Here is a 12357-nt window from a genome sequence, read left to right on the forward strand (position 1 = left end):
AACGTGGTTAAAGAAGAGAAGAGAAGAGAAGAGAAGAGAAGAGAAGAGAAAATGCTAGAAAGAATGTAAAAATGATTTTAAATCCTCAAAATATACCCATGTATTTTATGAGAAAAGGAAACACCTCTTACTACATAGAGTTGAAATTCAGCTCATCAGAAGACGATAGAATGACATGGGGATCACTACACAACGCCCCATGTCATAGGTCATTATTTCCCCCAGTTTTCTATCACCTCGACAAAATGACTCAGAAATAAGTTAGTCTGATATGCATCCAAGGCTCGATGATCGATACTAAGAGACACATAGCATTTTGGTCGGATGACAATAATGTCTTCACCATCCACCTCTTCCACCACGGCTCTTTTTTCAAGTTTCCCGATCCCCAAAATAGCAACCTGAGGCTGGTTGATAATAATCGGCGTAGCAAATAGGCTTCCGCTCACGCCATGATTTGAGATGGTAAATGTACCATCTCTCATGTCTGCGGCAGCCAGTTTACCTTGTCTGGCTTTGTCTGTTTGTTGCTGTAGGGCTGAGGCGATTTCAAACAAGTTCTTCTCTTGAACCTGTTTAACGACTGGGACAATCAATCCATCATCGCCTAACGCGGTGCCAACACCTATGTTAATGTCTTCAAATATTTCCAAGCAATCATCATGAAAACGCGAATTAACGACAGGAACTTTTTGCATTGCCTTCGCGCTGGCCGCCAAGAAATAAGCGGTAAAAGTCAGTTTTACACCCGCTTCTTCAAAGCCCATTTTGCACATTTTTCTGTGCTCTATGATTCGTCCCATATCCATCTCAAAAACACTCGTTACGTGTGGCGATGTATGAAGCAAACTATCAACCATATGATTGGCGATTTTCTTGCGCATGGCAGTATGAGGAACCAGCTTACTTTTTAAACCATGCGATTTTTCAGCTGAAGTAGAAACATTTAAGTTGCTTTGCTCCTTGCTAGCTTGGGTATCAATAAAGGCTAAAATATCATCTCGCGTAACACGTCCACCTTTACCGGTACCATCAATAGAGGACAAGTTCAGATTATGCTTTCTCAATAGTTTTCTGACCGCAGGTCCGATTAAATGGCGTTTTGAGCCACCGTCAGCCAAGTCGCATTTAGCAACTTCTACAACTGCTACATTTTTCGAAGCGTCATTAGCAACAGGAGATGATGATTTATCTACCGAAACTTTATCTAACTCTGATTGTTCACCACAATTTAAGTAGCCAAGGATGGTCTTTTCATCAACATTATCACCCGATGTCGCCAAGATTTTTCTAATGAAGCCATCATTTTCAGCACACACTTCCATCGATACTTTGTCTGTTTCCAGCTCTAATATGGGATCGCCTTTTCGAACATGATCACCCTCTTCTACCAGCCAAGTAGAAAATACCGCCGCGGTTCCCTCTAAAGCACCCACTGGAAGCGTAATAGTCATTGATTCGTTCATCGTTTCCCCCTCACACTTCAATCAGTTTTTTCATGGCGAGAGCGATCTTTTGCTCACTCGGCACGGCTTTTTCTAACAAGAGAAAATTGTGAGGATTAGGAATGTCAGGCATAGTCAATCGTTGAATCGGCGCATCAAGACTAAAGAACAATTCATCGGCTAACGTCGCCGCGATTTCAGCCCCAAACCCAGCGGTTTTATTATCTTCATGAACAATCAAACAACGTCCGGTTTTCTCGACAGAGGCAAGTATCGCTTCTTTATCCCAAGGCTGAATGGTTCGAAGATCAATCACCTCAATACTCATATCAAGACTCGTTGCTGCATTTTGACAACGCTCCACCATCGCGCCCCAACAAACTACCGTTAATGCGGTGCCAGTAAGGATCGTTTTTGCTTTCCCAAATGGGATAACATAGTCATCACCAGGATATGGACGACGCGACCAGCTATTATCCAATAAAGATCTATGCTCAAAGAAAATAGTCGGATTATTGTCTCTTAGGGCAAAACGCAGCAAACCAACAGCGTCTTCAGCGTTTGAAGGCATAGCCAATTGCCAACCGACTTTATGCGCCCACTCCACTTCGTCACTCATGGAATGCCATGGATCACCTCGACGGGCAAACCCGCCCGGAATTCTTACAACCATGGGCGCAGCAAATTGGTTATTAGTGCGCCAGCGCATAATGCCGGTATCAGAAAGTTGTTCAGCTGCAGGCTCAGCATATTTGCGGAACTGTATTTCTGGCACTGGCATCAAGCCACTCAACGCCATCCCCACAGAACGACCAATAATCCCTTCTTCAGATAAGCTAGTATCAAATACTCGATTACCGCCAAACTTTTCATTTAGCCCAAGCGTTGCTCCGTGAACACCGCCTTTCGGTCCAACATCTTCGCCGAATACAACCACTTTAGGGTTCGTTTCTAGTTCGTAATCAAGTGTCTTGCGGATCGCCGTTAGCATGTTAAGACGAGAACCTTCAGGCTTAGGCTGATCGCTTTGAGCTGGAAATACATGACCACTTGCCGCTAATCCACCCCGAAGCTGAACCTGATCTTTTTCGGCATAAACAAAGCGTGTAAGATTTTCTGGATCGGGTTGCTGACGCTCCTTCGCTTTATCAACCGCATTACGGATATTACGATAACTTTCGTCTTCCAAATCTTGCCATTCATCTGCGGTCATTAAGCCATTATTTAATAGATAGCTTTTTAGCTTAGGAAGCGGATCTCTGGATTGCTCATCGGCAATAAAGTCAGCATCTTTGTAAGTTTGAGTGTCTTGGAATGTGTGACCACATAAACGCGGGACTTTTAGTCGAAGTAAACAAGTACCTTGCCCAGATCGGACATAGTCGACAGCCTCTTGTATAAGTGCTGGAGTCAATTCCGGGTCGGTTCCGTCGCCATCAATAATCTTCAGATTTTTATAGGCTTTAAGATTCGCCACCTGGTCACCGCCAGGCGTTTGCACTTCCTGAGGTACTGAAATGCCATAACCATTATCTTCAATGTAAAATAAATGCGGTAAGTTGTTGGTCGTGGAAATGTTTAATGCCGCCCAAAAACCACTTGTAGACATGGAGGAATCGCCACCCATTGAAACAGCAATAGCGCCCGTATAGCTTGAGTCGTTCAACTGATTTTTGTGATAAAGAATGGATTGCGCCCAACCAGAAATAGGCGAATATTGTGCGCCAACACCGCCACACATAGGGAATAACATAGCGCCCTTTCTATCAACATTTGGATAGTTGCACACCACGCCGATGTCTCTACCATCACTGTAGCCGCCCGCTTTCGCCATAGGCGATGCAACCACTTCATCCAAATCGATTCCAAGACTCATGACAAAAGGTCTAGAGCGATAATAACCACTTGCAGCATCGTGAGGATGTGTCAGCAAAGAACCTAAAATAATCTGAGCAAAGTCATGTCCACGAGCAGAAAACTGGTTAAACACTAACTTTTCTGGCACTAACTCTTTTTCTTCTATCTGATCCAGAGCACGAGATAAAAGCATTAATTGACTAACTTGAAGCCAATTAAATTCAGGCTTTTGACGTATGAAATTTGTGACGTGATTACTTTTTTCTAGCAATTGATTCATAGAGGTACACCATCTTCAGCTGCTTTTCAGCTTTATTGTTATAAGTATGATGTAGTTAATCTTATCTATGATTCAGCGAAATTATCTTTCTTAATTGCCGAGTCTTTGACAGACTGAGCAACAAAGTTTCTTCAAATAACAAAAAATGGAAACACTTTCATGCTCGACAAATTTGACATCAGTATTCTTGCCGCCTTACAAAAAGACGGTCGTTTAAGTAATAGAGATTTAGCAGATAAGATTGGCCTTTCAACCGCACCTTGCTGGCGACGCTTAAAACGCCTAGAAGAAGAAGGCTATATCAATTGCTATACAGCAGAGTTGAATCCGAAGAAGGTGAACTTAAATGTGATCGCCTTCGCGCAAGTCTCAATGGATAACCATCACCCAGAAACACTGGAACCTTTCCTTTCCATCGTACGCAACTGCCCTGAAATACAGGAATGTCATTCTGTCAGTGGTGATTGTGACTACCTACTAAAGATCATCACCAGAGACCTAGATAGTTATGATGAGCTTTTGAGCAAACAACTTTTACAAGCAAAAGGCGTTCGCTCGGTAAACACCATGTTTTCAATGAGACAGCCAAAAATAACAAGGGAATTCCCGTTAAGTGAATTCCCTCTAAGCGACTACTCGTAATATAAAAAAACGGCGCAAAGAGAAACATTTATTAGCCTCTCTTTGCGCCTCAGTCTAGTCTTAAGCCAACACAAACTCTTCTGTCTGTTTGCTCACACGCTTATCTTCTGGCAAGTATTTCTCCATTGCTACCATAAGTTCACGGTGTTGCAAAATAGCGAGACACTCTTTTTCACTGAGATGATCTAACAGGCTTTGAATATTGTTACTGTTAAGGATTTGCCATTCGGCACAAATCCACGCGCGACAAAATTCTTTGTTTGGTTCATCTATTGGCATTTGAGCAAGGTGCCAATAAAAAAGTGTCGCATCAGATGACAAACGTTTTAAAGAAGACAAAGCACCATCAAAATCTAGCTCGCTTTGCGCTTCATCATAGCGACTTTGCATGTTAATAATTGGGTGCGGACGCTTTTCTTCTGGTGCGCGCATAAGGCCCAAGTAATGAATCACATTGCCACGTTTTGCACCGCCACTGATCCAAGATAATGGAATAGACAAAATCAAACCAAAGCTAATTGGTAAAGACCAATAAAACAACTCGATACTTAAAAATAGCGCCCCACTCGCCAATCCTAAGCCCAATAAAGTATGACTACAGTGCGCACGAGCAGCGACTTTCCACGACGTTGCGCCATCGTCACGAGATTGAGGTTTCCAGCCGCTGTCGCGGCCCTTGAAGACATCATAGACAACTTGGAATTGAGACAACATCAGAATCGGCGCGTACAAAGCCGATAGCACGGTCTCTACCAAGGTACTTAAGGTTAGTAATATCGGACCGCCAAATTGCATGCAACGACGGAAGTTCAACATAGCCGACAACCAACCATACACTTTAGGTGCTAATACCAACGCCATAGACAGGATGAATAAAGAACGCGCTTTTTCGAAATCAAACACTGGCCATGTTGGAAACAACGATGGATTAGCAAAATATTCCGGACGAACAAAATACGCCTGAACTGCCAAGGCGAAACCCACCACGATCAGCATCAACCAAAAAACCGCGCTTAGGTAAGACATGATGCCAGATATCAAGTGCAAGCGAGTCGCAAAATGAAAACCTCTAGCAAATACAAAGGCTTTGTGCTGCAAGTTGCCCTGACACCAACGACGATCACGTACAATCACATCCACCAGCGACGGTGGCGCTTCTTCGTAAGACGCTTTCAGATCCGTATCAAAACGCACACCCCAACCTGAACGACGCAATAACGCGGCCTCCATAAAGTCGTGGCTCATCACATGACCACCGAAAGGTGCTTTACCTTCTAAAACTGGCAAGCCACAAGCATCGGCAAATGCTTTGGTACGAATAATGGCATTATGTCCCCAAAAGTTAGAAGAATAACCATGCCACGCCGCCAAACCAGAAGCATAAATAGGACCAAAACAATGGTTGGCAAACTGCTGAATACGGCTATATAAAGTGTTCGCACGAATGATAGTTGGCAAAGTTTGAATCAATCCTAAACCCGGTTCGGCTGCCATACGACGAGTCAGAGAAATAAGGCAATCCGCCCCCATCAAACTGTCGGCATCCAACACAATCATGCATTCATAATCGCCGCCGTAACCCGTTACCCATTCTGCAATGTTGCCAGCTTTACGCTCGGCATTATTGTAACGACGACGGTAATAAATAGGACAAGCCGCAGCGTCATCATTAAGCAAAGGACGAAACGCTTGTTCCTCGGCAATCCATGCATCCGCTCTGTTGGTATCACTTAAAATGAAGAATGCAAACTTGCCCGGAGCTTGTTTCATTAGGTCTTCATGCATGGCTTGGATATTGGCACGAATACGCAGAGGATCTTCATTATAAACAGGTAACAAAATAGCCGTAACGCCTCCTACGTCTTGTTCTTTTCGAGTGCGAGAAAATGGCCACAGCTGGAAAATCAAGCCAAGCGTTGCCTGGGAAAACGCAAAAGAAATCCACGTAAAGTTAATACAAAATAAAACCAAGAACGCCCACTGCAAGCCTGCAATCGCATTGGTATTCAGCACACTGTACATTTCAGTCGCACCGTACCAAGACAACCCAGCAGTGCAAAATAAAACAAACAAACGCGAAAGAAATGTCGTAACGGCAAAACCTTGTAATCTTTTCTTACGAGCTTGGGGAGCTTCATCAACGGTATGACGCGGCATATCCAAAGGCGAAGCTTGCGGCAATGCTAGTTTTGTTGCGCTATCCTTTAACATGATTATTCCTTCATCCAACGATACAGCCAAGTAGGAGCAACGGCGGTATCTCCTTGTTTAAGTTGCACTCTTAACTCTGCCAAGTTGACATCCTCAGGATCAAAAGAAACGTAAACACGGACACCATTTTTATGGGGATTCTTGACGGCTATCGCTTCGAGTATTTTTCCTTTGCTAATGCTGGCGTCAATCGTCAGATCATCAACATTTACATCCGGCATTTTATTGAAATCAATCACTACTTCTGGGTTTGTCTTAAATAGCTTTACGCCTTTTGCACTGCGCACAACACGAGGGTAATCCAATGAAACAGGCGTGTCGTTAGACCAAGTCATCAAATATTGATAAGTATATGATTGGTCTTTTTTAAGCCCATCTTTAGGCTGCCAATACGCAACGATGTTGTCATTGGTCTCAGAATTTGATGGAATCTCTACTAGTTCAACGTGCCCAGCCCCCCAATCATTCATCGGTTTAATCCAAGCAGAAGGACGAGTGTGATAGCTGGCTTCTAAATCCTGATAGTCTTCAAACTTACGATGACGTTGGATTAGGCCAAAGCCTTTTGGCGAGGTATCACTAAAGGCGCTAACTTGCAGTGATTTTGGGTTATTCAGAGGTCGCCAAAGCATCTCGTCTTTACCGGTTAAAATCTGTAAACCATCAGAGTCGTGAACAGCAGTACGGTAATCAGGCACATCCGAAACATCCAGTGAGCTGTTGTACATGAACATCGATGTCAACGGAGCAATACCCACATTTTTCAAATCAACTCGTGGAAACAACGTCGCTTTTACATCGATACGAGTCGGCTTTCCTGGATAGATGCCGAAACGATAAGCTCCAGTAACACTCTTACTGTCCAATAAAGCATGAACAACAATCGCATCTTGGCTTGATGATGGACGTTCAATCCAAAACTGCTTGAACATTGGGAACTCTTCACCCTTTGGCTGGGCAACATCTACAGCAAGGCCTCGGGCTGACAAGCCATAAGACTGACCTTTAGAAACTGCACGAAAATAACTAGCGCCTTGAAAAACAGCAAATTCATCATTCGTGTTCGCATCATTAATTGGGTAATGCAAACGTAATCCGGCATATTTTCCAACCTGAGAAATCAGCTTACTAATCTCTGCATTCGGTGTGGTAAAAGAATCTGACGATACATTCAAGGGAAAAGCACGGCCATTTTCCACGACATCAATAGAGACTAAATCTTTAAATATAAAACCAGGAGCAAAAAGCTGAACTGAAAATTTTGTTAGCGTGTTTCCCCAAACCGCTTGGTTTTGCTGGAAATTAATTTGTCGATAGGTAGGATAATCCATCTCAGTCAGCGCTTGCGGTGCTTTCTCCGCAGGCTTCATTGGAGATTGAGCCAACTCTTTCGCCAAATCGATAACCGTTTGATTTGAAAAAGCATACCCTTTTGACTCTTGCTCTAATTGAACGCTTTCAGCCACAGGAACAGAATCCACCTTAATATCAGACTCTTCAGCTTGTGCATGACCTATTAAGTTAATTAATAAGGATGTTAATAAAGATCTTTTTATAAGCCAAAACGAATTGGCGCGCATGTGAGATAAAGAAGTAAAAAATAATTTCAAAAGAAGCTCTCTCGTTGCTTAATTGGACTTAACCAATCCTCAACATAAGGATGACGTCATAAATTTGACACTCATGATATAAGTAAACTCGCGCGAGATTAAGGCAGCAAAGTCGGAGGAATTCATAAGAATTAAGGAGAGATTGTGCTTAAGGAAGTTTAATGATGCTTATTATCATTAAACTACATCTCTCAACCGACTAATGCGCACAACTAATTCACTTACTCGACTGATATTGAACAATATATTAAACAAGCCTTCGTATTCAATAGAGATAAAATAATGTTCAAACAACTCAATAATTGGCTGGAAAAACGGCGAATCAAAGCAATGGGATTTACCATAGAACAATGGGAATCCGCCATTGCTGATTGGCCCGTTATGAACCGTTACCAAGGCGCTGAACGTGACACACTTCGTGATATGAGCTTTCATTTCCTTGCTCGTAAAGGTGTTACTCCTGGTGCCGAATTTCAATTCACTGAAGCGATGTGCCTAAAACTTGCCACTATGGCGTGTGTGCCTATTTTGCATCTCGGTTTAGATTGGTACGACCACTGCAAAACCATCATTTTGTACGAAGGAGACTTTATCACCAACCACCCTTATCAAAGTGAAGATGGTGTCGTACACGCGGAAGGTCGAGGGTTAAGCGGCGAAGCATGGCAGAGAGGCCCCTTGATTCTTTCGTGGGAATCCATCCTAGAAACGGGCGCTCATGCACGTCATGGCAAAGCCAGTAATGTGGTCATTCATGAATTCGCACATAAATTAGACATGCTTCGTGATGGCGCTAATGGCGCACCGCCGATGCACCCGGATATGAAGCCCGGGGAATGGCATGACATATTCACCGCTGCCTTCCAACGCCTACAAAATGACTGGCAGCATCACAAACACTTACCACTGGATGAATATGCACTAACCAACCCTGCCGAGTTCTTCGCGGTGTGCAGTGAAACCTTTTTTGAAGATCCTAAAATGATGAAAAAAGAGATGCCTGATGTTTACCGACTACTGTGCCAATTTTATCGTCAGCAGCCGGCGCCCTGACTAGGTCATAGGTCCAATTCAAATGTCGATACAGTGTCGTCCAGTGTTTGCATAAAACCACGAATCAATTCATGAACTTTCATGCACTCAGGGCGCTCCAAATTATCAACTCTTGACCAAAGCGCGATGTCTCGCCTTGGTCCTTTTGGTCCTGGCACCTTGATCAATTGATCGATTTCAACCGCTCCAGTCATTAAGGCTAAACGAGCAGGTAGACGAACCAATACATCGGACGTATTTAAAAGGTGTAAAACCGAGCGAATACTTCCCGTAAACGCCATGCTGGCAGCTTTGAGCCCGATAATCTCACTAGGCCGATCAAGAAAGCCGGCATTTGCTCCTGCCGCTATCCAATGTTGCTTCTCCAAAATCTCTTGAGAAATAACGGTATCCCTTCCTCTCAGAGCCGATTTTTTCCCAACAAAAACACCGGAGCGATCTCGAAACAACAACTGTCTATCGAGCGCCCCTTGCTTAACTGTAAGGTGCGCAGGCGCCAATAAAAAATCGAGTTCACCCTTTTGTAATAACTCAATCTGCGCGGCCGCGGAGCCCGTCCTAAAGTGAAAGACATAACGCTTTTCTTGCATAAAATAGGCGGTCATTTGCTCTACCGTGGCAAATTCCCAAAGCGGATCAATACCAATCACAAATTCATTATGATAGCCGCTATGAAACTGTCGAATGACCTCTTCACCTTGTTCTGTTTCAGCCAAAATCCTTTCGCCAATTTGCGCTAATCTTGCACCAATTTCGGTAGGCTGTACGCCATAACGCGTTCGAACAAGCACTGGTGCACCGACTCTCATTTCCAACTGCTGAATACTACGCGTCAATGTTGGCTGAGTTATATACAGCTGCTCACAAGCTCGACTAAGAGAGCCCTGCTTCACAACGATGGCTAATTGCTTCAATAAGTTAGGATTCATCTATGCGTTTTCTATTAGTCTTGAGATAAAAATCTATTTTTACTTATACCTTGAATACATTAAAGTCATTTCTATTCCAGACAGCAAATATTTTAATTTCTAATAGCCAGCCACAGACAATAATAAGAGGACAATCCATGCAATTTTATCAACAAGGCTTTCACCCAGGCGATCCTAAAATTACAGATCCTGCAGATCGAGTCATCGCTCCGCCTTTAAAACATCCACTGCCATCAGAAGTAGATGTAATGATCGTGGGTTGTGGTCCTGCAGGGCTCAATCTCGCCGCGCAGTTGTCCAAATTTGCCTCTATTTCTACCTGTATTGTCGAACAAAAAGACGATCGTTTATTAGTAGGTCAAGCTGATGGTATTGCTTGTCGTACCATGGAAATGTTTGAAGCCTATGACTTCGCAAATCAAATTAAGCAAGAAGCCTACTGGGTAAACGAAACCGCTTTTTGGAAACCTAATACTGAACAACCAAAGCAAATTGCACGCAGTAGCAAAATTCAAGACGTGGAAGATGACTTATCTGAAATGCCTCATGTCATCATCAACCAAGCCAGAGTGCATGATGCCTTTCTTGATGTGATGCGCCACGGGCCAGGAAAAGTCGTTCCTCATTACTCCCGCCAACTACTCAATCTTGAAGTCGATTCAACAGTCACAGACTACCCGGTGACACTGACGTTTGAACGCTTAGACTCTCAACATCTTGGCATGATCGAGACGGTTAAAGCCAAATACGTGGTTGGGTGTGACGGTGCTCGGAGCACAGTACGTAAATCCATTGGCCGTGAATTGGTCGGCGACTCTATCAATCAAGGATGGGGCGTTATGGATGTATTGGCAGTAACCGACTTTCCTGATATTCGCCTAAAATCAGCGATTCATTCCAGTAATGAAGGCAACATGCTGATCATTCCGCGCGAAGGCGGTTACATGGTGCGCTTGTATATTGAGCTGGACAAACTAAAAAATAATGAACGACTCAGCAAGCAATCAATCACAACCGATTACCTTATTGCTGCAGCAAACCGCATCATGCATCCGTACACCATTGAAGTGAAAGAAATCGCTTGGTGGAGCGTGTATGAAATCGGCCAGCGGCTTACTACCGCATTTGATGACGCCGAAGATGGTCGATTACCTCATGTATTTTTAGCTGGCGACGCTTGTCACACTCACAGCCCAAAAGCGGGGCAAGGACTGAATACTTCAGTCAATGACACATGGAATTTGGGCTGGAAACTTGCCCATGTGCTAACAGGAAGAGCAAATGCAGAATTACTGCAGTCTTATTCTTTCGAAAGACAAACTGTGGCTCAGCAATTAATCGATTTCGATCGCGAGTTTTCGAAAATGTTCAGCGCCAAACCTAAATCTGCGACCAATCCGGATGGTGTTGATCCAACCGCCTTTCAGCAATACTTTGTTCAATTTGGTCGCTTCACCGCTGGTACAGCCATTCACTATCCGCAGTCAGACTTGGTATCGTCTGGACAACATCAAGGTTTAGCAACAGGACAAACCATTGGTATGCGTTTTCATTCTGCCAAAGTAACTCGCCATGCTGATGCGAAACCAGTACACCTTGGTCACAGCATGAAAGCTGATGGTCGTTGGCACATTCTCGCCTTTGCAGGAGAGCAAAACTTCATGAGCGATACTTGCAAAGTTAAAGCGCTATGCGAGTTTTTACAAAACAATCCGTCATCCCCTATCCAGCGTTTTACACCAAAAGATGCAGATATCGATGCCATAATCAATGTGCAAGCTGTCTTCCAAGTACCTCATCGGGAAATAGAAGTAGCCGATATTCATTCGCTTTTACAGCCATCAAAAGGCTGCCTCGGATTAAAAGATTATGAAAAAGTCTACAGCGCTCTTTGTGAAGAGAACTCGTTCTATGACAAACGAGGAATCGACAAGAAAAACGGCTGCATAATCATCGTTCGACCTGACCAATATGTGGCAGACGTTCTGCCATTAGACGATCATGATGGTTTAACAAGCTTCTTTGAGAAGGTATTACTTAACATAGCTTCCTAGTCTAGGAATTTAAGCAGAAACAAAAAGCCGGACAATAGTTCGGCTTTCTTGATTTACACTCTGTTTAAGGAAAGCAGTAAGCATAAACAATGGTAGGCCTATACATTAATATTATGTAGACAAAATATTTCTCATGCTGATACCAGTATAAACAACAGCCAATAGGATACGATAAAATACTAATAGTTTCATTTTATGTATCTTATTGTGCTACATTTTTGTAAGTGGAGTTCAAAAATAAATTTCTAAAAATAAAAATATATGAATTCAATGAGG

8 protein-coding genes are annotated in these 12357 nt (G+C 43.4%); 3 read left to right on the forward strand and 5 right to left on the reverse strand.

Annotated features, from left to right (window positions below):
* Window positions 1-212: 212 nt before the first annotated feature.
* Window positions 213-1466 (reverse strand): 2-oxo acid dehydrogenase subunit E2, encoded by a 1254-nt coding sequence (locus tag CCS02_RS08710; protein WP_100636366.1) that lies wholly within the window; start codon window positions 1464-1466, stop codon window positions 213-215.
* 10 nt (window positions 1467-1476) lie between these two features.
* Window positions 1477-3582 (reverse strand): alpha-ketoacid dehydrogenase subunit alpha/beta, encoded by a 2106-nt coding sequence (locus CCS02_RS08715; protein WP_100636367.1) that lies wholly within the window; start codon window positions 3580-3582, stop codon window positions 1477-1479.
* A 159-nt stretch (window positions 3583-3741) separates the two neighbouring features.
* On the opposite strand from CCS02_RS08715, the gene CCS02_RS08720 reads away from it, so the two are divergent.
* Window positions 3742-4224, forward strand: coding sequence for an Lrp/AsnC family transcriptional regulator (locus tag CCS02_RS08720; protein WP_072838303.1), 483 nt, complete (start codon window positions 3742-3744; stop codon window positions 4222-4224).
* Between the two features lie 60 nt (window positions 4225-4284).
* Here the strand turns inward: CCS02_RS08720 and mdoH are convergent, their stop codons facing one another.
* Together mdoH and CCS02_RS08730 are read right to left on the reverse strand one after the other, a co-directional pair.
* Complete coding sequence (gene mdoH / locus CCS02_RS08725) at window positions 4285-6435, reverse strand: glucans biosynthesis glucosyltransferase MdoH (RefSeq protein ID WP_100186953.1); 2151 nt, start codon at window positions 6433-6435, stop codon at window positions 4285-4287.
* 2 nt (window positions 6436-6437) lie between these two features.
* Window positions 6438-8045, reverse strand: coding sequence for a glucan biosynthesis protein G (locus CCS02_RS08730; RefSeq protein WP_232617104.1), 1608 nt, complete (start codon window positions 8043-8045; stop codon window positions 6438-6440).
* 282 nt (window positions 8046-8327) lie between these two features.
* On the opposite strand from CCS02_RS08730, the gene CCS02_RS08735 reads away from it, so the two are divergent.
* Window positions 8328-9098: a zinc-dependent peptidase gene (locus CCS02_RS08735; protein WP_100186954.1), complete on the forward strand. Its 771-nt coding sequence runs from the start codon at window positions 8328-8330 to the stop codon at window positions 9096-9098.
* A gap of 5 nt (window positions 9099-9103) precedes the next feature.
* Here CCS02_RS08735 and CCS02_RS08740 read toward each other — a convergent pair whose 3' ends face one another.
* A complete protein-coding gene (locus CCS02_RS08740; RefSeq protein ID WP_100186955.1) occupies window positions 9104-10027 on the reverse strand; it encodes a LysR family transcriptional regulator in 924 nt (307 codons plus the stop codon).
* 137 nt (window positions 10028-10164) lie between these two features.
* On the opposite strand from CCS02_RS08740, the gene CCS02_RS08745 reads away from it, so the two are divergent.
* Window positions 10165-12081 carry an FAD-binding monooxygenase gene (locus CCS02_RS08745; RefSeq protein ID WP_100636368.1) on the forward strand — a complete coding sequence of 639 codons (1917 nt, stop codon included), beginning with the start codon at window positions 10165-10167 and terminating at the stop codon, window positions 12079-12081.
* Window positions 12082-12357: the final 276 nt, after the last annotated feature.

This window comes from Marinomonas sp. ef1, from assembly GCF_002806845.1.
Classification (GTDB): domain Bacteria; phylum Pseudomonadota; class Gammaproteobacteria; order Pseudomonadales; family Marinomonadaceae; genus Marinomonas; species Marinomonas polaris.